Origin of the sequence: Meiothermus cerbereus DSM 11376, assembly GCF_000620065.1 — a bacterium.
GTDB lineage: Bacteria > Deinococcota > Deinococci > Deinococcales > Thermaceae > Meiothermus > Meiothermus cerbereus.
The window spans coordinates 206369-228472 of record NZ_JHVI01000001.1 but is presented as its reverse complement, the minus strand read 5'-3'; the positions used below and the strand labels follow the sequence as shown (position 1 = coordinate 228472).

General features: G+C 60.6%; 17 protein-coding genes and 1 tRNA gene. 10 read left to right on the top strand and 8 right to left on the bottom strand.

Features of this window, described 5'->3' with window-relative positions:
• Positions 1-82 precede the first annotated feature (82 nt).
• The 5 genes from Q355_RS0101145 to Q355_RS15200 all read left to right on the top strand — a co-directional run bounded on the left by Q355_RS0101145 (position 83) and on the right by Q355_RS15200 (position 5480).
• Positions 83-1048, top strand: a complete 966-nt coding sequence (locus tag Q355_RS0101145; protein WP_027876086.1) for a DNA-directed RNA polymerase subunit alpha — start codon at positions 83-85, stop codon at positions 1046-1048.
• An 89-nt stretch (positions 1049-1137) separates the two neighbouring features.
• Entirely contained in the window at positions 1138-1620 is a 483-nt protein-coding gene (locus tag Q355_RS0101140) for a bL17 family ribosomal protein (protein ID WP_027876085.1), read from the top strand.
• A 209-nt stretch (positions 1621-1829) separates the two neighbouring features.
• Positions 1830-2933: an amino acid ABC transporter permease gene (locus Q355_RS0101135; RefSeq protein WP_027876084.1), complete on the top strand. Its 1104-nt coding sequence runs from the start codon at positions 1830-1832 to the stop codon at positions 2931-2933.
• Between the two features lie 32 nt (positions 2934-2965).
• Positions 2966-3709 carry an amino acid ABC transporter ATP-binding protein gene (locus Q355_RS0101130; protein WP_027876083.1) on the top strand — a complete coding sequence of 248 codons (744 nt, stop codon included), beginning with the start codon at positions 2966-2968 and terminating at the stop codon, positions 3707-3709.
• Between the two features lie 307 nt (positions 3710-4016).
• Entirely contained in the window at positions 4017-5480 is a 1464-nt protein-coding gene (locus Q355_RS15200; RefSeq protein ID WP_036258380.1) for an HYR domain-containing protein, read from the top strand.
• A 123-nt stretch (positions 5481-5603) separates the two neighbouring features.
• Here the strand turns inward: Q355_RS15200 and Q355_RS0101115 are convergent.
• Positions 5604-5679, bottom strand: a tRNA-Asn gene (locus tag Q355_RS0101115).
• A 230-nt stretch (positions 5680-5909) separates the two neighbouring features.
• Here Q355_RS0101115 and dnaB point away from each other — a divergent pair.
• From dnaB to uvrA, 3 genes are all read left to right on the top strand, one after another.
• Positions 5910-7265 carry a replicative DNA helicase gene (gene dnaB / locus Q355_RS0101110; RefSeq protein ID WP_027876080.1) on the top strand — a complete coding sequence of 452 codons (1356 nt, stop codon included), beginning with the start codon at positions 5910-5912 and terminating at the stop codon, positions 7263-7265.
• Positions 7266-7458: 193 nt separating this feature from the next.
• Entirely contained in the window at positions 7459-8061 is a 603-nt protein-coding gene (locus Q355_RS0101105; protein ID WP_027876079.1) for a hypothetical protein, read from the top strand.
• A 108-nt stretch (positions 8062-8169) separates the two neighbouring features.
• Positions 8170-11109, top strand: a complete 2940-nt coding sequence (gene uvrA, locus Q355_RS0101100; RefSeq protein ID WP_027876078.1) for an excinuclease ABC subunit UvrA — start codon at positions 8170-8172, stop codon at positions 11107-11109.
• Here uvrA and Q355_RS0101095 read toward each other — a convergent pair.
• From Q355_RS0101095 to lptB, 5 genes are all read right to left on the bottom strand, one after another.
• Positions 11106-11726 (bottom strand): deoxynucleoside kinase, encoded by a 621-nt coding sequence (locus tag Q355_RS0101095; protein ID WP_027876077.1) that lies wholly within the window; start codon positions 11724-11726, stop codon positions 11106-11108. The two genes, uvrA and Q355_RS0101095, sit on opposite strands and share 4 nt — an antisense overlap.
• 49 nt (positions 11727-11775) lie before the next feature.
• Positions 11776-12426: a deoxynucleoside kinase gene (locus Q355_RS15195; protein ID WP_051529252.1), complete on the bottom strand. Its 651-nt coding sequence runs from the start codon at positions 12424-12426 to the stop codon at positions 11776-11778.
• 89 nt (positions 12427-12515) lie between these two features.
• Positions 12516-13574, bottom strand: a complete 1059-nt coding sequence (locus Q355_RS0101085) for a S1C family serine protease (protein WP_027876076.1) — start codon at positions 13572-13574, stop codon at positions 12516-12518.
• Between the two features lie 195 nt (positions 13575-13769).
• A complete protein-coding gene (locus Q355_RS0101080; RefSeq protein ID WP_027876075.1) occupies positions 13770-15221 on the bottom strand; it encodes a DUF3084 domain-containing protein in 1452 nt (483 codons plus the stop codon).
• A 119-nt stretch (positions 15222-15340) separates the two neighbouring features.
• Positions 15341-16111 (bottom strand): LPS export ABC transporter ATP-binding protein, encoded by a 771-nt coding sequence (gene lptB / locus Q355_RS0101075; protein WP_051529251.1) that lies wholly within the window; start codon positions 16109-16111, stop codon positions 15341-15343.
• 102 nt (positions 16112-16213) lie between these two features.
• On the opposite strand from lptB, the gene gltX reads away from it, so the two are divergent.
• Positions 16214-17653: a glutamate--tRNA ligase gene (gltX, locus tag Q355_RS0101070; protein WP_027876073.1), complete on the top strand. Its 1440-nt coding sequence runs from the start codon at positions 16214-16216 to the stop codon at positions 17651-17653.
• A gap of 21 nt (positions 17654-17674) precedes the next feature.
• Here the strand turns inward: gltX and Q355_RS0101065 are convergent, their stop codons facing one another.
• On the bottom strand, positions 17675-18490 hold the full coding sequence (locus Q355_RS0101065) for a pyruvate, water dikinase regulatory protein (RefSeq protein WP_027876072.1): 816 nt from the start codon (positions 18488-18490) through the stop codon (positions 17675-17677).
• Between the two features lie 147 nt (positions 18491-18637).
• Between Q355_RS0101065 and ppsA the strand changes: the two genes are divergently transcribed.
• Entirely contained in the window at positions 18638-21013 is a 2376-nt protein-coding gene (gene ppsA, locus Q355_RS0101060) for a phosphoenolpyruvate synthase (protein WP_027876071.1), read from the top strand.
• Positions 21014-21026: 13 nt separating this feature from the next.
• Here ppsA and Q355_RS0101055 read toward each other — a convergent pair whose 3' ends face one another.
• Complete coding sequence (locus Q355_RS0101055) at positions 21027-22061, bottom strand: NAD(P)H-dependent glycerol-3-phosphate dehydrogenase (RefSeq protein ID WP_084495984.1); 1035 nt, start codon at positions 22059-22061, stop codon at positions 21027-21029.
• Between the last annotated feature and the right edge of the window lie 43 nt (positions 22062-22104).

Here is a 22104-nt window from a genome sequence, read left to right as displayed (position 1 = left end):
CATAGCCGATAGCCGATAGCCGATAGCAAAACCGCTAAGAGCCATTAGCTATCAGCTACTAGCACCTCCGGAGGAGGTAATTTTGGAAACCACCAAGACCAAAGCCCCCGTTTTTAACGCCCGCATTGACGGCAATTACGGTGAGTTTGTGCTCGAGCCCCTCGAGCGGGGTTTCGGCGTAACCCTGGGTAACCCCTTGCGCCGAATTTTGCTCTCCTCGATTCCCGGTACAGCAGTTACTAGCGTCTACATCGAAGATGTGCTGCACGAGTTCTCTACCATTCCAGGGGTAAAGGAAGATGCCATCCAGCTTATCCTCAACCTCAAAGAGCTCGTGGTACGCTTTGCCAACCCCGGTACGGGTCCCAAGACCCTTACCCTGCGCGCCAGCGGTCCCAAGGTGATTTACGCCCGGGACCTCGAGTGCCCCCCCGATGCGGAAATTGTCAACCCCGACCAGTACATCGCTACCCTGGAAGACAAGGGCAAGCTGGTAATGGAAATTCGGGTAGATGAAGGTGTGGGCTATGTTCCGGCGGAAAAGCACGGTATCAAAGACCGCATTTCCTCGATCCCGGTAGATGCCCTCTACTCGCCCGTGCGCCGGGTGGCCTACCAGGTCGAGGATACCCGCCTGGGCCAGCGTACCGACCTGGACAAGCTAACCCTGCGTATCTGGACCAATGGTGCGGTTTCGCCCATGGACGTGCTGCAACAAGCGGTAGCCATCCTGCGCGAGCAACTGGGCTTCTTCGACCAGTCGCCGGTCATGCGGGTGGAGCCCAAGAGCACCCCTGCGCCCACGCCAGCGGCCCCTGCGCCTACGCCCCCTGCAGCAGCACCAGCCAAAGGGGTTGGTCTGACCCTGGATGACCTGGGCCTGACCACCCGCGTTTTGCACAACCTCAAAGAAGAGGGTATCGAGAGCGTAGAAAGTCTGCTGGCCCTATCAGAGAAGGAACTCAAGCGAGTTCCGGGCATTGGCGACCGCAGCCTACAGGAAATCAAAGACTGCCTGGCCCAACACGGGCTGGTAATGAAAGACTGAGGTCGCAGGTCGCAAGTCGAAAGTCGCAGGTTCAACAAGACCCATAGACCTGAGACCTACGACCTGAGACCTCTCCTAAGGAGAGATTCATGCGTCACCAGAAAGCTGGAAGAAAACTCAATCGGAACTCCTCGCACCGCGTGGCCCTGTTCCGCAACCTTGCCAAAAGCCTGCTGCTTTCGGAGAATGGCCGAATCGTAACCACCATTCCTAAAGCCAAGGAGCTTGCGGGCTACCTGGATAGCCTGATTACCACCGCCAAGAAAGCGCCTACCCTGACCGTGCCCGAAGGTGTTCGCTTTACCAAGCGCAGGGATAAAAACGGCCAGGAGCTCCCCCTCAAAGAAGGCGAGCGCATGGCTACCCCGGAAGAGCTGGCGGCCTACGCCCGGCGCAACCACCTGCGCCGCTTGCTGTTGCGCGACCTGCACGACCCCGAGCTGGTAAACAAGCTTTTCGAGGAAATTGCCCCCAAATATGCCGACCGTCCGGGTGGCTATACCCGCGTGCTCAAGCTGGCCGAGCGTCGCCGGGGTGATGGTACGCAACTGGCCGTGGTTGAGCTGGTTTAGAGCGTTTTTCGGAAACAACTTCTCGTTGTCCGAGAGCTACAAAGCCGAGCCTGGCAAAACCGGCACGCTCCTGTGCGGAACAAGCGAACTCCGGGGGTGCAAGCCCTCGGAGTATCTTTGATTGTGCCCCTTGATTGAGGGGTGTTTGAATCTCCTAGCAGGGCGCGTATGGAGGCGCTTTCAATTTTTGGGGGTAAAATCACTTATTCATGGCTGAGATGAACCATAAAGAGGTGCGGCGACGCAAGCCCATCCCACCCAGGGACGGCTCTGGTTTCGCCTTACTGGCCCTGTTCCTGGCTGTTATGTTGCTGCTGGCTACGGGCTGGGTAATGTGGGCGGTGAAAAAGACCATGACCGCCAACAACTTCCAGGCGCTTTGGGCCGATGCCTTGCTGGTACTGGTTGCGCTAATGCCCCTGGGGCTGCTGCTGGTGGCGACCCGCAGCCTTGCGCAGGCCCGGGCGGCCCGGCGGGCCCTGCAGAGCGAAAACCTGGTTTTAGCCAGGGTACACAGCGCGGAAGCCCACACCTGGGCCTGGTTTACCCTGGGCTATGCAGGGGCGCTGGTGTTGTTTTTGCTGTTGGTGTTGTTTTTTATCGCCAACAACGTGGCCGTGGGGCGAACTTTTTTTCAGCTCGAGCTCATCCGCAACTCCTTTGGCCTCATCCTGCAGGCCTTTGGGGTCAACGTGCTCATCTTCTTGTTCGCCGGGGTGCTTTCCCTGGTCTGGGGCCTGGTGGTGGCCATCGCCAAGCTCCTGCCGGGCAAACCGGCCCAGCCCATCCGCTTTATTGCCACCTTCTATACCGATGCCTTTCTGAGCCTGCCCTCCATCATCGTGATCTATCTGATCGGCTTTGGTCTGCCCCTGACCGGCATCGGCTTTTTCCGCAACCTGCCCTTAGAGGCCCTGGCGGTGCTGGCCCTGACCCTGACCTACGGGGCCTACATGGCCGAGGTCTACCGGGCCGGCCTCGAGAGCATCCACCCCAGCCAGTGGGCCGCAGCCCGCAGCCTGGGCCTTTCCTATGGCCAGACCCTGCGTTTTGTGGTGGTGCCCCAGGCGGTGCGGCGCATCATCCCGCCCTTGCTCAACAACTTCATCGGGATGCAAAAAGACACCGCCCTGGTGAACGTGGTGGGGGTGATTGATGCCTTCAACCAGGCCCGCATCATCGCCTCCAACGATTTCAACCTGTCCGCCGTGACCACCGTAGCCATTCTTTTTATCCTGATTACCATCCCCCAGACCCGCCTGGTGGATCGGCTGGTGGAGCGCGACCGGGCCCGCTTCCGGCAGGGTTCGTAGCCGGGTAGTCTACCGGCCCAGGGAGAAAACCTATGAGCTTTTTGGAAATCCGCAACGTGCACAAGCGCTTTGGCTCCAACGAGGTGCTGCGGGGCATTAACCTGAGCGTGGAGGAGCACCAGGTGGTCTGCTTGATCGGGCCTTCGGGCTGCGGCAAGTCTACGCTCTTGCGCTGCATCAATGGCCTCGAGGAAATTCAAGAGGGCGAGATTCGCCTCCACGGCGACCGCATTACCGGGCCTGGGGTAGACCTGAACGCGCTTAGGCGCGATGTGGGGATCGTGTTTCAAAGCTTCAACCTGTTCCCCCACATGACCGTGCTGCAGAACATCACCCTGGCCCCCACCCAGGTGCTGCGGATGCCCGAGGCCGAAGCCCAGGCCAAAGCCCTGGCCCTGTTGAAGCGGATTGGCCTCGAGCACAAGGCCCAGGCCTACCCCGACCAGCTTTCCGGGGGACAGCAGCAGCGCGTTGCCATTGTGCGGGCCCTGGCCATGGAACCCATGCTTTTACTGCTGGACGAGATCACCTCGGCCCTCGACCCCGAGCTGGTCTCGGAGGTGCTGAACCTCTTGCGCGAGCTGGCCAAAGAGGGCATGACCATGATTCTGGCCACCCACGAGATGGGCTTTGCCAGGGAGGTAGCCAGCAAGGTCTGCTTCATGTACGGGGGGGTGGTGCACGAGGAAGGCCCCCCCGAGCAGATTTTTACCCACCCCCAGCACGAACGCACCCAGCAGTTTTTGGCGAGCATCATCGAGGCTGGGCGTTTGTGACCAGTAGAGCACTGCTCCAGAATTACACGGTAGCTGAGTAGATGCCCCCACAAAGGGGCTTTCAAGTGAAGTGCTACATAGGCGCACTTTTCGCTTGTTCTGTTACAAAAGAGCGGTCTTGGCTTAACGATGTAGCGTTACACTGAATACATTCTAAATAACTAATAGTTTTGAGTTTTGAGCAAATTTTCGAACCTTTGCTCAGCAACAGATGTGCGTATCTTAAGCGTAACGTGAGTAACGTGTTAATCTCGGGTTTACCACGCTGTGTTTTTATGCCAATGAGGACATACCTCAGGAGGATAGTATGGATTGGAAGTTGGTAGTCCAGCGCCTTGGTCTCCTTGTAGGCGCAGTGGGTATTTTGGTCGCCTGCAATAGCCAACCCGCCCTCGAGGCCGGCCCCACCGAACTCGTTGTTACCGAAGGGATTCCCGCCCCGGCCCCTGCCCTACGGGCCCCAGGGGTGCGCCCCCTGTCCGACCTCGCGGCAAGCGCCAGCCTGGGTGGCTCCAGCACCACGCCGGTGAGCCTCAACGGCCAGAACTGCACCACCTTCCCCGACGAGACCGTAACCATCACGTACACGATTACCGGGAGGCAGGCAAACCCTGCGAGCTTCCAGGTTAATACGGTCTGGACATATAACGGAACGGCCTGGGCGGGCTCGGCTCCGGTTACCGTCCACGTGCCCGCTCGAGCGGCGACCGATTCGCCCACTACCAGGGCCGTTACGGTTACCCTGAGGAATACCAGCGGTGGCGGTACAGGAACCAGCAGTTTCACCATTGTGCCCTTCAACGTGAGTACCAGCGCGCCGGCGGCCTTGAATACTTCGGGTGGTAATGTCACCATCCACGTGGCCTTCAGCGCCTGCGCCGCACCCAACACCCCGCCATCGCTAACCTTACCCGCCGACATCACCGCCGAAGCCACCAGCAGTGCAGGGGCCGTAGTGAACTATGTCGTTACCGCCACCGACCAGCAGGATGGCGACCTGAGCAGCGTGGTGAGTTGTACCCCTGCCAGCGGCAGCACCTTCCCGCTGGGCCAGACCACGGTGAACTGCTCCGTAACCGACTCGAGTGGGCTTTCGGCCAGCGGCAGCTTTAAGGTGAATGTACAAGACACCACCCCTCCGGTGTTCTCGGGGGTGCCCACCGGCCAGGTCAACCTGATTGCGGCCAACATCCACGGCGCGGTGCTGGACATTGCGGGGCTGGGCATTACGGCCACCGACGTGAACAATGTCTCGCCTCTGGTAAGCATCCAGTGCACTCCGGCCGACGGCAGCACGCTAGCCATTGGAAGCCTGACCACCGTAAGCTGCACGGCCACCGACTCCTCGGCCTATCCCAGCCCCAACACCAGCGCGCCGGTCTCGTTTAACGTGTTTGTGGGCCTGAATACCAGTGGGGTAGGGTTCCTGCCGCCGCTGCGGGAGGTCGCGCCTTACAGCGCCCACAAGCGCGGCTCCACCATCCCCCACAAGTTCTATCCGCCCCGCTACGCGGATGGCACCCCCGCCACCGACCTGGCTGCTGGCCTGCGGCTGAAGCTCGTCAACACGGGCGCTGCCACCGAAACCTACGAACAAACCACCTCGGATGACTTCAGCGCCGGTTCCACGGCCTGGCGCTACGACCCCGACAGTGGGCACTACATCTTCAACCTCAAGACCGGCTCCAGCTGGGGCACCGGCCAGTACAAGACCACGGTCTCCTACGCGGGCATTCCCCTGGCCGAGACCTACTTTGAGTTGCGCCGATAGGCGCTGAGGCTTGAACGAGAGGGGGCCATGCCCCCTCTTTTGCTGTTTGGGCGGGGGGAGGTTGTGCCTGCGGGAGGCCGAGTGTGTGCGAAAATAAAAAAACCCAGGTTTCCCTGGGTTTTCTGGCTCCGCGAGCAGGGCTCGAACCTGCGACCACTCGATTAACAGTCGAGCGCTCTACCAGCTGAGCTATCGCGGACCGATGCGCCGGTAGCAGGTAAGAATATAACAGAGCTTGACCGACTTGGCAAGTGTAATCGGTCAACCCATCTGAGACTCTTGGGGAACCGACTCCGCCTGTAGTTTAGCCAGGAACTCCAGGGGAGCCAAGCCCTTGTAATCGGCCTAGTTAAGGAGCCTTTGCCAAACCTCTGCGAATTGAATAGAGTAGAAACTCGCTGAATAGGGTTTTGCTTTAGGAGAATTGCAATGGCAACCACACCGCTCGAGGGCCGTGTTCCGCCCCACAACTTGGATGCCGAGGCCAGCGTGCTGGGCTCGGTGCTGCTGGACAGCGAGGTTTTGGATCGGCTCGAGGGCTTGCTGGCCGCCGATGCCTTTTACAAAGAAGCCCATCGCAAAATTTGGGAAGCCATGGTGGCGCTGCGGGCCCGGCGCGACCCGGTGGATCTGGTAACGCTCTCGGAGGAGTTGCGCCAGAACGGCGAACTCGAGAACGTGGGGGGGCTTTCGTACCTGGTGGGCCTTTCGGAACACACCCCTACGGCCGCTTATGCCGACTACTACGGGCGCATTGTGGCCGAGAAGTGGACCTTGCGCAAGCTGATAGCTGCTGCGGGTGAGGCCATGAAGATGGCCTATGACGAAGAAGGGAGCCTCGAGGACATCCTCGACACGGCTGGGCGCAAGGTGCTCGAGGTCTCTACCCAGGGGGCCAGGTCTGAGTTCCAGAGCATGAAGGAGCTTGTTCATGAAACCTTCGAGCACATCCAGCTGCTCTACGAGAACAAGGGCCAGGTTGATGGGGTCAGGACTGGCTTCCGCGAGCTCGATGCTATGATTGGCGGTCTTACCAGCGGCTCACTCAACATCATTGCCGCCCGACCCAGTATGGGTAAGACCAGCTTTGCTCTTACCATCGCGCAAAACGTGGCCTTGCGGGGCGAGGGGGCCGGGGTGGCCATCTTCTCGCTGGAGATGCCAGCGGTGCAGCTGGTTACCCGGATGCTCTGTTCCGAGGCCCGCATTGACATGAACCGGCTGCGCCAGGGACAGCTCACCGACCGCGACTTTTCCCGCTTAGTAGATGTGGCGGGCCGCATCTCCGAGGCCGCCATCCTGATTGACGACACCTCCGACATGACCTTGATGGAACTCAGGGCTCGTGCCCGTCGCCTGCACACCCAGCATAAGCTAAGCCTGATTGTGATTGACTACTTGCAGTTGATGTCTGGCCCCGGAGGAAGCAAAAACGGCGGCGAGAACCGCCAGCAGGAGATCGCCCAGATTTCCCGTGGCCTCAAGGGCCTGGCCCGCGAGCTGAATGTCCCGGTAATCGCGCTTTCGCAGCTTTCGCGGGCGGTGGAGTCGCGCCCCAACAAGCGACCCATGCTCTCCGACCTGAGGGAATCGGGATCAATTGAGCAAGATGCCGACCTGGTGATGTTTATCTACCGCGATGACTACTACAACCCCCACTCCGAGAAGGCGGGCATCGCAGAAATAATTGTGGGCAAACAGCGCAACGGCCCCACCGGCACGGTAGAGCTGCAATTCCACGCCCAGCACGTGCGCTTCAACGACCTGGCCAAGGACGAAATCTGACCCCTGGCACTGCCGACAGTCCAAAAATTTTGTGTACAGCGACCTTTTCATGGCGCTCCCTGCGCCTGGGGCACTAAACGCAGAGGTACAATCATCGAACTTTGGGAGACTCCATAGCTTGTGGGGGGTCGTGATTGGCTTCGCAGCGGGCCTTTGACCAAGCTTGCCGCTCCATCCTGGCTACACTGCAAAGGTGCGGCTGGTTTGGTTGCTCCTGATCTTGGTTGGCGGAACCTTCTGGTTCATCCGGGAGGTGCAGGCCCGCCCCATAGCACGCCCACCGGGGGTGCTGGCCCCCCATGCCCCTTTTCAGGCCCAGCTAACCCCCGAAAGCGAGGTGCGCCTGGAAAAGCCGGGTTTTCGGTTCAGGCCGGTGGCCTATTTTGAGCTCGAGGCCCGTGTGCTTTCCAAGCGTCTCTACCGTTACGATGCTGCCTCAGCCATCTCGCCGGTAGACCTGGCTTTAGGCTGGGGGCGGATGTCCGATACTGTGGTGATCAGCAAGCTGCGCATCTGGCAGTCGGATCGCTTCTACTTTTACACCTGGTTACGTGAGCCACCCATCCCGCTGGAAGAGATGATTCTCAGCAGCGCTAACATGCACCTGATTCCAGGCAACCCCAACATTGAGCTACGCCTGAAGCGCCTCAAGCCCGGCCACATCGTTCGCATCAAGGGTTTTCTGGTCAATGTGAGCGGCCCCAACGGCTTTTACTGGAACACCTCCACCGTGCGCTACGACACCGGCAACGGGGCCTGCGAGATCGTCTGGGTGGCCGACCTGGTGGTGCGATAAAGCCCGGTGGGCTCTCTTGGTTTGGGGCCAAACTTCGTATCATACACCATTTATGCGGTGTAGCGTATGTTATTTACATAACCCCAGCGCAGGTGTTATACTCCGCGGATGGACAAGATTATCGTCCGTGGTGCCAAAGAGCACAACCTGAAGAACATTACCGTTGAACTGCCCCGCGGGCAGTTCATCGTCATTACGGGGGTCTCGGGCTCGGGCAAGAGCACCCTGGCCTTCGACACCATTTACGCCGAGGGGCAGCGGCGGTATGTGGAGTCCTTGTCTTCGTATGCGCGGCAGTTTTTGGGGGTGATGGAAAAGCCCGATGTGGAGAGCATCGAGGGGCTTTCGCCGGCCATCTCCATAGATCAGAAAACTACCTCGCACAACCCCCGCTCCACGGTGGGCACGGTCACCGAGGTGCACGACTACTTGCGCCTCCTGTTTGCGCGGGTGGGCACGGCCTACTGCCCCCACTGTGGGCGGCCCATCGAGCGGCAGTCGGCCTCGGAGATTACCGATCGGTTGTTCAAGCAGCCCGAGGGCACCAGGGCCATCCTGATGGCTCCGGTGGTGCGGGGGCGCAAGGGGGAGTACCGCAAGGATTTCCAGCAGCTCCAGAAAGAAGGCTATGCCCGCGTGCGGGTGGATGGGGTCATCTATACCCTCGAGGAGGCCCTGGGCCTCAAGCTGGAAAAATACGAGAAGCACGACATTGACCTGGTGGTGGATCGGGTGGTCTTGAAGCCGGAGGAGCGTGCGCGCATTGCCGAGTCGGTGGAGCTGGCGCTCTTGCGCGGCGAAGGGCTAATGCGCGTCCTGTACCCCGACAGCGGCAAGGAGGAGCTTTTCTCGGAGAAGTTTGCCTGCCCGGAGCACGGGAGCGTGCTCGAGGAGTTGGAGCCCCGCATCTTTTCCTTCAATGCCCCCTACGGGGCCTGCCCGGACTGCTCCGGCCTGGGCTACAACCAGGTTTTCGATGAGGAGCTGGTAGTCAACCCCGAGCTGTCGCTGGCGGAGGGGGCCATTCTCCCCTGGAGCAAAGGTCGTGACAATGGCAAGGGCTACCTGTGGGATCGGCTGCGGGCGCTTTCGGAGTACCTTGGCTTCGACATGAAGACCCCGTTCAGGCAGCTCGCGCCGGAGGCCCAGCGGGCGGTGCTGTACGGCCTGCCACAGCCTTTCGAGGTGGTCTTCCGGCGCAACGGGCGGGAGACTATGCGCTTTATGGTCAGCTACGAGGGGGTGATTCCCTGGCTGGAAAACCGATACCGCGAGACCGAGTCAGAGAGTTTGCGGGAGGCCCTCGAGGCCTACATGACCCTCAAGGCCTGTCCGGCCTGCGGAGGCACCCGCTACAAGCGCGAGGTGCTCTCGGTGCGGGTGGGGCCGTTCAACATCGCCGAGGTCTCCAACCTACCGGTGCGCGAGGCCAAGCAGTTTTTTCAGGCCGTGGCCCATAACAATCTGCTCGAGGTGGGGGCGCAGCTCCAGGCATTCCATATTCCCCTCGAGGGCCTGGCCGAGCCAGCCGAGTACCGCAACTTGAACGAGTTTCAGATGCAGGTAGCCGCACCCATCTGGCGCGAGATCCACAGCCGACTGGGCTTTTTGGAGGATGTGGGCCTGGACTACCTGACCCTCGACCGTGCGGCCAACACCCTTTCGGGCGGCGAGGCCCAGCGCATCCGGCTGGCCACCCAGGTAGGCTCGGGCCTGACTGGGGTGCTGTACGTGCTGGATGAGCCTTCCATTGGCTTGCACCCCCGCGACAACCAGCGCCTCCTGACCACCCTCAAAAAGCTGCGCGACCTGGGCAACACCTTGCTGGTGGTGGAACACGACGAAGAGACCATGCGCGAGGCCGACTGGATTGTGGACATGGGGCCGGGGGCTGGGGTGCACGGGGGCGAGGTGGTGGCAGAGGGGAAGCTCGAGGATATCCTAGCTCATCCAAATAGCCTGACCGGGGCGTACCTGCGCGGTAGCAAGCACATTGCAGTACCCAAAGCCCGCCGAAAGGGCAACGGCAAGTGGCTGGTGGTCAAGGGGGCGCGCGAACACAACCTGAAAGGGGTGACCCTAAAAATTCCCCTGGGTAAGCTTGTGGCCATCACGGGGCCCTCGGGATCGGGTAAGTCCACACTGGTGCACGACATCCTCTACGCAGCGCTGGCCCGGGATCTGATGCGGGCCAAAACCATACCCGGACGTTTCGAGGGCCTTGAGGGCCTCGAGCACCTCGACAAGGTCATCGAGATTGACCAGTCGCCCATCGGACGCACCCCCCGCTCCAACCCGGCCACCTACACCGGCATCTTCGACGAAATCCGCGACCTCTTCGCCAAGACCCCCGAAGCCCGCAAGCGCGGCTACGAGGCCGGGCGCTTCAGCTTCAACGTCAAGGGGGGGCGCTGCGAGGCCTGCGGTGGCGATGGCACCAAGAAGATTGAGATGCTCTTTTTGCCCGACCTTTACGTGCAGTGCGAGGTCTGCAAGGGCAAGCGCTACAACAAAGAGACCCTCGAGGTCAAGCTACGGGGCAAGAACATCGCCGATGTGCTGGACATGACGGTGGAGGAGGCCCTGAGTTTCTTCGAGAACATCCCCACCATTGCCCGCAAACTGCAGCTGATGGTGGATGTGGGGCTGGGCTACATGAAGCTGGGCCAGCCTTCGCCCACCCTCTCGGGCGGCGAGGCCCAACGCATCAAGCTCTCCACCGAGCTGGGCCGCCGTTCCACCGGACGCACCCTCTACATCCTAGACGAGCCCACCACCGGCCTGCACTTCGAGGATACCGCCAAGCTGCTGCACGTGTTGCACCGGCTGGTAGACGGTGGCAATACTGTAGTGGTGATTGAGCACAACATGGATGTGGTCAAGACCGCCGACTGGGTGATTGACTTGGGCCCCGAGGGCGGGGCCAGGGGCGGCCAGATCGTGGCCGAAGGCACTCCCGAGGAGGTGGCCCAGGCCAGCAGCCCTACCGGGCACTTCCTGGCCCGCATTCCCGAGATCCGGCAGAAGGTGGGTGTGGCGGCGGATTAGACCAACGGCGTGCTCAGGCCGTAGGCTTCCAGCATGCGATACATGAGCTCGCGGGTTTCTTCGTCGTCGGCGTAGTTGACGCTGTCGCTGGAAATCACCAGTACCGGCGAGAGGTCGTAGGCCCCAATCCAGGCTTCGTAGAGCCGGTTGAGCGAAGCCAGGTATTCTTGGGGAATGCGCTGCTCGTAGTCGCGCCCCCGGCGGGCGATGTGGGCCTGCAGGGTCTCGAGCGAGGCCCGCACATAAATCAGCAGGTCGGGTTTGCGCAACGCGGGTGCAATGCCGTCGTAGAGGGCCAGGTAGGTCTGCCAGTCCCGCTCCGAGAGGTGGCCCTCGAGCCACAGGTTTTGAGCGAAGATAAAGGCGTCCTCGAAGATGGTGCGATCCTGCACCACGTGCTGGGCAGGGTTGATCTGCTCGAGGTGCTGCCTGAGCCGCTTGGCCAGGAAAAACACCTGCGACTGGAAAGCCCAGCGCCCCATGTCGGCGTAAAAGTCGGCCAGGTAGGGGTTTTCGTCCACTGCTTCGTACACCGGCAACAGCCCATAGCGCTGTGCCAGCAGCCCGGTCAGGGTGGATTTGCCGGAGCCAATGTTGCCTGCAATTGCGATGTACATGGTTGTGGAGGGTCGGGTTGGTGGTCGTGGGCTATCTGCCGATGATTGCCTACGAGCGCTTCAGGTCGCTCACAGAAGGGCTGGTTGGGCCCTGAAGCTCGCTGGAGAGTCCCAGCTTTTCCTGCACGCGCTGCACCACCCAGTCCTGGTCGGCCTCGCGTTCGGCAAAGTTGAACTCCTGGGTGTCCAGAATCCACAGCGGGTGGGGGTAGGTGGCGAAGTGGCGCTCATAGAACTCGTTGAGGCGGGCCAGGTATTCTGGCTCTATCTGCTTCTCGAAGACCCGCCCCCTGCGGCGGATGCGTTCCAGAATAACCGGCAAGGGCGCACGTAGATAGATGGTCAGATCGGGGGTGGGAATCTTGGGCGACAGGCTCCTGTAGAGGTCGCTGTAAAGCTCCCATTCGGCTCCAGAAAGGTTCATGGCTGCGAATATTGCGTCCTTATCGAAGATGTAGTCGGCCACCACCCCGCCAGCAAAAAGGCTGGGCTGCGAGAGGGGTAAGAGTTGCTTGTAGCGTGAAAGCAGGAAGAACACCTGTACTTTGAAGCCATAGCGAACTGGATCCTGGTAGAAAAGGGGCAAAAATGGGTTGTCTTCTACAACCTCGTGCAAACTTTCGGCCCCCAGCCGCTCGGCCAGCAGCCTGGCCAGGGTGGTCTTACCCACTCCAATTACTCCTTCAATCGCAATATACATCTGCTTAAGGCTAAAAGCTAAAGGCCCAAAGCGGAAGACTTGACATTTGTAAGCTAGGGGATAAAGGGCTGAAAAACCCAGGGCTTTTTTTAGCGCCGCGCAATCATGGTTACTGTAACGTCGAGCCGCTGCCCGTTGCGCCAGATGGTCAAATTGACCCGATCTCCAGGGCGGTAGCGGGCAATGGTCTGGGTGACCTCGCTGGCGTTGCGCATGGCGCGCCCCCCCACGGCCAGGATAATATCGCCCAGGCTGACCAGTTTGCCGCGCTGGTCGCGCTGGGCGGGGCGCAAGCCCGCCCGTGCTGCGGGGCCGCCGGGCTGCACTTTTTCAATCATGGCTCCGCGGGTAGAGAGCAGACCAACCCGCCCCAGCAGGATGGGGTCGAGCTCGCTCAGGTCGAGCAGGGTGGCGCCCAGATTGCCGCGCTGGGGGACACCAAAGCGCTCGAGGTCGCTCACGCTTTGCCGCACCAGGTCGCCCGGAATGGCAACCCCTACCCCGCCAACACCGCTCAGGTCGCCCAGGGTGGCGTTGGCTACCCCCACCACCCGGCCCTGTAAATCCAGCACCGGGCCACCCGAGTTGCCCTGCACAATGCGCGCGTCGGTGAAGAGCAAATCGCCTATTTCTGCGCCAACTTCGGGGTCGAGGTCATTTTTTTCTGCGGCAGTGGGGCCGATTCCAGCCAGAATGCCATACGTAGCCAGGTTGCGCTGCCCGAAAGGGCTGCCGATGACCACCAGACCCATGCCCACCGGCAAATTTTGCGAGCTGGCAAAGGAGAGCTGGGCTGGGGCCGTTACCCCCTGTACGGTCAGGATGGCAATGTCAATGCCTTTGTCCACCGCAAACACCTGGGCCGGAAACGAGCGCCCATCAAATAATTCCACGCTGATATCGCGCAAATCCTGCACCACGTGGTAGTTGGTGATAATGCGGCTGGGGGCATAAAAAAACCCCGAGCCGTTGGTAGGGCCTTCGTTGCCGGTCTGCGGATCACGCAGAATGCCAAAAATTTTGACCACCGCAGGTAAAGCCCGGCGGATCACCTCCACCCGGGCCACCTCCTCGGGGGTGGTCAGGCGGGGGGCCTGGGCTAGGGCCTGTGAGAAAGCCAGCAGAATAAACACAAGAACCATGCGCATCGTCAACAAACCTTCCTCATTCTCATATGTCGGTGTTGAGTAATCAATAGCCATACCTGCGGGGCGCAACAGGGGTATTTATCGCGGGTGGCTGAGGTTTTTCGGCCTGAACGCGACCGTTTTGGGTATTCAAGAAACCTTAATCTGCTGGCAGCTCACCAGGAATAAGCCCCGCGGGGAGGGTTTGCTCTAAAGCTATGGCAGCAGCTTGAGGCCCAGGCGGGGCGGCTCGGTAGGGTAGAGGTCATCTAAAGCCACCACCGCAATGCGGGCACCGCCGCGTTTACCGGAAAGCTGAGAGGCCAGGCTTACGAACTCCTCGAGGGCAATTCCTCCCTGGGCCAGTTTTTCGGGAACCCAACCCGCCGCGGTAAGCCGATTTTCGGCCACGCGGCTCAGGGCGTTGAACTTGCGGCGTATTTCGCCCGTGCTGGCAGGAAGCACTAGGGCGGTGGAGGCCAGTACCTCACCCTGAGGAAAGGCCTGCTCGCGGGCCCGGTACTCGATGACTACCCGGGCCCGCCCATCGGCGCCAACGCTCTGGATGCGGGCCAGAAACAGTCCTGGTTTGAGGTTTGTCAGGGCCGGACTTTCCAGGACTTCCACGCCGCGCAGGCCAATAAGCCGAACCCGGCTGTCGACCCGCCGGGTGATCTCGCTCAGGGCCATTTGCTCATTGCCCGGCATTACTGGTTCTTCGGCCAGCAGGTTCATACGAAGGCTTTTATCCAGACTGGCGGCTATCACCTGGTTGCGCTCACGCAGTTGTTGTAGCTCACGCTGGGCCTCCGCGAGCTTGCTCTTGAGCTCGAGGTTATCGCGTTGAAGGGCCTCGAGCAGGCGGCTATGCTCGCTGGGGGGCGATGGGGCAGAGGCAACCCCCAGAAGGGCCACATCCCCCTCGAGGTTACGCTTTTCGGCCTCGAGCTGTTGCAGGCGGCTCTCGAGCTCACGGGTACGGGCCTGAAGGCGAGCCAGATTGGCTTTGGCTTCGTGGCTGGCGGCCTCGAACTCCCGCAGCCGCTGCTCGGCCTTGAGGGCCTGGGCCGAAAGCTCTTGACCGCTGGCCAGCAACTGCGCTTTTTCTCGCAGCAGCTTTTCTTTTTCTTGCAGCAGGTTCAGGCGAATTTGCCGGAGCTGCGCCAGGGCCTCGCGCTGGGTGGCGCTGGCGGCCTGGAGCTTTTCTACTTCCTGACGCAATTTCTCCCGCTCGACCAGGGCCTGCTCGAGGTCTTGGCGGGTTTGGCGCTGGAGTTCGACGTTCTGGGTGAGTTGCCGGGCCAGTAGGATGTTGTTTTTCTCGAACTCGTCACGCTCGGTTTTGAGCTGCTCGTACTGGCTAAAGATGCTGGCCGCACGGCTCTCCAGCCGCTCTACCTCTGTGCGCAGCCGGTTGCGTTCCTGCCGCACCGCCTCGGCCTGCAAGATGGTCTCGCGGGCGTCCTGCACCAGCAAGAAGAACGCCCCAAACGCCCCCAGGCCAATCAGCACCCCGGTGCCCACAGCGACCAGGGTTGCGGTGGCTCTGGGGCGCAACCCCAAAAAACGCCAGTGGCGCTTCCCCACCCGCTTGGCCACCAGGTCGCCCACATAGGCCACCAGGGCGGCCACAAGCACCAGAAGGAACAGGATGGCCCAGAAAGTCATAAGCGGGGAGAGGGGGAGAGGTGAGGAGGCCAGGATAATAAGCTACCGCGGCACTGCCGAACTTCCCTTTTGCTCCACACCCCCTAGCTGTTCAAGGTTTATTCGTCCTGGCGATGCCATCAAAGTTCGTACTCATCACCCAGGTAGTGCATCCGCACCCCTGCGTCGCGGGCAAACTCTTCTGGTGAGCCCTGAAAGGCCATCTGGCCGTCGTACATTAGGTAGATGCGGTCGGCGATGGCCAGGGTCTCGCGCACCGAGTGGTCGGTGATGAAGATACCCACCCCGCGCCGCTGGCGCAGCTCGGAGATGAGCTTCTGGATGTCGTGGACGTTCTTGGGATCTACGCCGGTAAAAGGCTCGTCCAGCAGGATGAAGTCGGGGTTGGTGCAAAGGGCGCGGGCAATTTCCAGCCGTCGCCGTTCGCCCCCCGAAAGGGTGTAGGCGTATTTGTCTTTGAGGTGAGCGATACCCAGCTCCTCGAGCAGCTCTAAAGCTCGCTGGGTTCGTTCGCTTTTGGAAAGGGGCTGAAACTCCAGCACCGCCAGTAGGTTTTCCATTGCGGTCATGCGACGGAAGGCCGAGGGCTCCTGGGGCAGGTAGCCCAGGCCCTGCCGAGCCCGCTTGTACATGGGCAGCCGGGAGATATCACGACCGCCCAGGCGAATTTGCCCAGCATTGGGCTCAATAAAGCCCACCAGCATGTAGAAGGTGGTGGTTTTTCCGGCCCCGTTGGGGCCAAATAGAGCCACAATCTCGCCGCGGGTGAGCTCGAGGTTCACCCCCCGCACCACTTCCCGTTTGCCGTAGCGCTTGACCAGCCCGACGGCCTCGAGGCGGGCGCTGGGAGCAGAGATGGAACCATGACTTTTTTGCAATGCCGCTTCCATTTACCCCTTTAGGGTAGCATCTTCCGCTAAGGCGGCTGTGAGAGGTATAACCAAATGCTCCCAGGCTTTCAGCTTTGGGCGCTGGGCCTTAAGCTATCGAATATGGTTGTTACGCGCATTGCACCCAGTCCTACCGGTGACCCCCACGTGGGGACGGCTTACCAGGCCCTGTTCAATTATGTTTTTGCCAAACAACAGGGGGGAAAATTTATTGTGCGCATCGAGGATACCGACCGCAACCGCTACAACCCCACCTCCGAGCGACGCATTCTGGAGATGCTGGACTGGCTGGGGCTTTCCCCTGACGAGTCGCCTGCCAAGGGCGGCCCCAACGGCCCTTATGTGCAGTCGCAGCGGTTGCACATCTACCGCGCACACGTGCAGATGCTGCTGGAGAAAGGAGCCGCCTACCGCGCCTTCGACACCCCACAAGAGCTGGCGGCGGCCCGCGAGGCCGCGCAAAAAGCCGGCCACAAGGAGCAAGGCTACAACCGACGCTACCGCGACTACCCGGTCGAGGAAGCCGAACGCCGCGCCGCTGCCGGAGAGCCCCACGTGGTGCGCTTGAAGGTGCCCCTGGAGGGAAAGACCATCGTCCACGATCTGCTGCGTGGGCCTATCGAATTCGACAACGCCGCCCTGGATGACAAGGTCATCCTCAAGGCCGACGGCTACCCCACCTACCACCTGGCCGCCATGGTCGACGACCACCTGATGGGCGTAACCCATGTGATCCGGGCCGAGGAGTGGATTACCAGCACCCCCTTCCACATCCTGATTTTGCGGGCCTTTGGCTGGGAGGAGCCGGTCTGGTGCCACACCCCCCTGCTGCGCAACCCCGACAAGTCCAAGCTTTCCAAGCGCAAGATGGACACCAGCGTGGACAGCTATAAGGCCCAGGGGTTCTTGCCCGAGGCCCTGCTCAACTACCTGGGCACCATGGCCTGGAGCATGCCCGATGGGCGGGAAATTTTTAGTCTGCAGGACATGATTGAACACTTCAGGCTCGAGCGCATCAGCCTGGGGGGGCCGGTCTTCGACCTGAACAAGCTCAGATGGATGAACGGCAAGTACATCCGCGAGGTGCTGACCTTAGACGACCTGGCCGAACGGGTCAAGCCCTTCCTCGAGCGGGCCGGGCTTTCCTACCCCTCCGAAACCTACCTCCGGCAGGTAATCGAGGCCATGCGGGCCCGTTTCGAAACCCTGCAGGAGTTTGTGGACAAATCCCTTTACTTTTTCAGCGAGGCCTACCCCATGCAGGAAAAAGCCCTGGCCAAGCTGCGCGAGGGGGCTATTTTTCTACCCGCCCTGCTTGAGCAACTAAGCCAACTGCCGGATATGCTGCCCGAAAGCACCGAGCCCCTGCTCAAGTCCTTTGCCGAGGCCAGGGGCGTCAAGGCCGCCGCGGTCATGCAGCCACTGCGGGCCGCCCTCACCGGGAGCCTCGAGACCCCCGGTATGTTCGACATCCTGGCCTTGCTGGGCAAACAGCGCGTGCTCAGGCGGCTCGAGCGGGCTATAGAGCTTGTTAAGGCCTGATTGAAGCCCGGGCGCATCCTGCTAGCCAATCCGCCGTTGCAGACCCACGCTTTGCATAATGTTGGTGGCAATTTCTTCAATGGAGGCAGTGGTGGTGTCAAGGTAAGGAATCCCCATCCGCTTGAACAATAGCTCGGCCCGGCGCACCTCGTACTCGCACTGCTCCATAGAGGCATACTGGCTATTGGGCCTGCGCTGGGTGCGAATCTGGTGCAGGCGGGCTGGGGCGATGGTCAGGCCAAACACCTTTTCCTTGTAGGCCCTAACCGGCTCGGGCAGTGTATCGCGCTCGAAGTCGTTCTCGGCGAGGGGGTAGTTGGAGGCCCGCAGGCCGTATTGCAGGCCCAAAAACAAGCAGGTAGGGGTTTTGCCTACCCGGCTGACCCCCATCAGGATTACGTCGGCCATCTGGTAGTGCCGCTCGCCGATGCCGTCGTCGGTTGCAAGCACAAAGTCCACTGCGTCAATACGGGTGAAGTAGCCATTATCGTTCACGCTGTGCAGCCGCCCTACCCGTCCTGTGGGGGGCTGGCCGAGTTCGCGCTCGAGTTCCCCCAGATAGGTGCTGAAAAGGTCGAAGTGCAGGGCAGGCGCAGCTTTGAGCTGGTCATATAGCGCCCGGTTGGCCAGGGTGGAAAACACAATGGGCCGTACCCGATCCCGCTGAAAAATTGCGTTGATTTCGTATATAAGGTCGTAAACCTGTTCTTCGGTTTCTGTAAAGGGCCGCGTTACATAACGAAACGAGACCGACTCAAACTGGGCCAGCAAACTTCGGGCCACCGATTCCGCGGTCAGGCCGGTGTGGTCTGAGACGATGAAAACCGTTCGTTCCATGGCGTGTGCTCCAGGCTCATTCATATAACAGTGTAGTTTATGTGTGTAATATCTTTTACACCAATTTTTAGGCTATACCTACACCAAAACCAACTACTCCATTTCACCATCTGCGCACACTACCATCAACTGCAACGAGGTGTGCTTATGGCTTATATCCGCTGGTTCGAAACACTGGGCATGAAAGATCTGGATCTGGTAGGGGGTAAAAATGCCTCCATTGGAGAGATGATTGCCAACCTTTCCCAGGCTGGGGTGCGGGTGCCGGGGGGGTTTGCCACTACAGCGGAGGCTTTCCGGGAGTTTTTGCACCACAACCGCCTAACGGAACGCATTGCCAGCGCCTTGCAAAACCTAAACACCGATGATGTGGACGAGCTGGCCCGGGTAGGGGCCGAGATTCGTAGCTGGGTAGAGCATGCCGAGCTACCCAAAGCCCTAGAGGTAGCCATTGTGGATGCTTACATTCGCCTCGAGTCCGCCTCTAAAGGCGGGCTTTCTGTTGCGGTGCGCTCCAGCGCCACCGCCGAAGACCTGCCCGAGGCCAGCTTTGCCGGTCAGCAGGAAACTTTTTTGAACGTGCGGGGGGTGGAGAGCGTCCTGCTGCACATCAAGAAGGTCTTTGCCTCGCTCTACAACGACCGGGCCATCGCGTACCGTGTCCACCACGGCTTCGCCCACCAGGAGGTGGCCCTTTCGGCGGGCGTACAACGCATGGTGCGCAGCGACCTGGGGGCTTCCGGGGTGGCCTTTACCCTCGATACCGAGTCGGGCTTTCGCGATGTGATCTTTGTGACCTCGAGCTACGGTTTGGGAGAACTGCTCGTGCAGGGGGCGGTCAACCCCGACGAGTTTTATGTCTACAAAAAGGGACTGGCCGAGGGCCGCAACACCATTCTGCAGCGCACCCTGGGCAGCAAGCTGCAAAAGATGGTTTTTGCCGAGGAGGGGCGGGGGGTTCAGGCGGTTGCAACGTCTGAGCTCGAGCGCCGCAGCTTCTCGCTCTCCGACGCAGATGTGCTGGAGCTGGCCCGGCAGGCCCTCCTAATCGAGCAGCACTACGGCCGACCCATGGACATTGAATGGGCCAAAGATGGCCTGGACGGTCAAATCTACATTTTGCAAGCCCGCCCCGAAACTGTGCAAAGCCGCACTGGGCGGGTGCTGGAGCGCTTCGCGATGCTGGAGCGGGCCCCGGTGTTGGTAACAGGACGTGCTGTGGGGCAGCGCATTGGCGTAGGCCCGGTGCGGATTATCAGCCACCCCCGCGAGATGAACCGGGTACAGCCTGGCGACGTGCTGGTAGCCGATATGACCGACCCGGACTGGGAACCGGTGATGAAAAAAGCCGCGGCCATCGTGACCAACCGGGGTGGGCGCACCTGTCACGCGGCCATCGTGGCCCGCGAGATGAATATTCCTGCGGTAGTCGGGGCCGGGAATGCTACCCAGGCCTTGCGCGATGGCGATGTGGTTACGGTTTCCTGCGCCGAAGGCGACACGGGCCGGGTGTATGCCGGTACCCCGCGCTATGAGGTCAAGCGCATCGAACTCGACAACATGCCGCCCATACCTACCAAGATCATGATGAATGTGGCCTCGCCCGAGCGGGCCTTTAGCTTTGCCAACCTGCCCAATGCTGGGGTGGGCCTGGCGAGGCTCGAGTTCATCATCAACAACACCATCGGCATCCACCCCAAAGCCCTTCTGCAGTTTGAGCAACTGCCCGAAGATCTCAAAGCCGAGATTACCCGGCGCACCGCGGGCTACAAAAGCCCGGTAGATTTCTACCGCGAAAAGCTGGCCGAGGGCATCAGCATGATTGCCGCCGCTTTTGCCCCCCATCCGGTGATCGTGCGTATGTCAGACTTCAAGTCCAACGAGTACGCCCACCTGCTGGGCGGTAGCCGCTACGAGCCAAAGGAAGAAAACCCCATGATTGGCTTCCGGGGGGCCTCCCGCTACCGCAGCCCGGAGTTTGCCGAGGCTTTTGCCCTGGAGTGCCAGGCCATCCGGGAAGTGCGGGAAGAAAAAGGGCTGAAAAACGTCTGGGTCATGATACCTTTTGTGCGCACGGTAGGGGAGGCCAGGCAGGTCATCGAGATTCTGGAGAAAAACGGGCTCAAACGCGGTGAAGATGGGCTTCGCCTGATCATGATGTGCGAGGTGCCCTCCAATGCCATTCTGGCCGAGCGCTTCCTGGAACTGTTCGACGGCTTCTCCATAGGCTCCAACGACCTGACCCAGCTCACCCTGGCCCTGGATCGCGACTCGGGTCTGGTGGCTGACCTGTTTAGCGAACAGGACGATGCCGTGAAATTCCTGCTCGAGCGGGCCATCAGCACGGCCAAAAAGATGGGCAAGTACATCGGCATTTGCGGCCAGGGCCCCTCCGACCATCCCGAATTTGCCCTGTGGCTGGTGCAGCAGGGCATCGAGAGCATCTCGCTTAACCCCGATAGCGTGCTGGAAACCTGGCTTTACCTGGCCGAACAGCAAAACGCTCTGGTGGGGAAAGACTAGCCCCCAAAGGCTCCTACTCCGGCTTGGCCTCGCGGGTCATCAGGCGCGACAGCTCCTGCATGGGGTCGGCCCCTTCGTAAATGACCCGGTACACCGCCTCGGTAATGGGCAGGTCGGCGCCCGTGGCCTGATCCCAGGCATGCAAGGCTTTGACCGTGTAGATGCCTTCCACCACTGACTTTTGGGCCTGAAGTTGGGCCAAAGTCTCACCCCGCACGATGCGCTCCCCGGCGGTGCGGTTACGCGAGTAAGGGCTGCTGGCCGTAGCGATCAGGTCACCTAGGCCCGAAAGTCCAATAAATGTGGCTTCCTGAGCCCCCTGGGCCACTCCGAATTTGATAATCTCACGTAATCCCCGGGTAATAAGCGAGGCTTTGGCATTGTCGCCGAGCTTCAGACCATCCACCATGCCCGCGGCCAGGGCGATCACGTTCTTGAGCGCCCCGCCGAGCTCTACCCCCACCACATCCGAGGAGGTATAGACCCGGAAGCTCCTTCCCGAGAAAACCTGCTGCACCCGATGGGCCAGTGCGGGGTCTTTGGCAGCCGTTACCGCTGCGGCAGGCAAAAACCGGGCAATCTCCTCGGCTAGGTTTGGCCCTGACAGCACCGCAATCTGTGTAACGCCTGTCACCTCCTCGATGACCTGGCTCATGCGCAGCAGGTGGTGGTCGCTAAAGTGCAGACCCTTGGCTACCGAAACATAGGCTTTTGCTTTGGGCAAAGGTCCAAGAGTTTCCCGCAGGGCTTTGGAAGGGATCGCCACAACCGCAAACTGGGCCTGATGTAAGGCTTCTTCGGCATTGGCGGTTGGATGAAGCTGTTGGGGGAAGTGTGCCCCCGGTAGATACTCGCTGTTTTGCCGATCGAGCTGCATGGCCAGGGCGTGTTCGGGCCGACGGGCCCAAAGATAAACCGGAATCCCCTTGGAGGAGACCAGCAAAGCCAGGGCCGTACCCCAGGATCCAGCTCCCAGCACGGCAATTGGGCGGGGGCTACCCGTTTGTGTTATGCGCGCTTCAGGAAAGATGGCAGATGACACGGACATAAAAAACCAACCACCATTCTGAACAAAAGCCAGGCTGATCTAT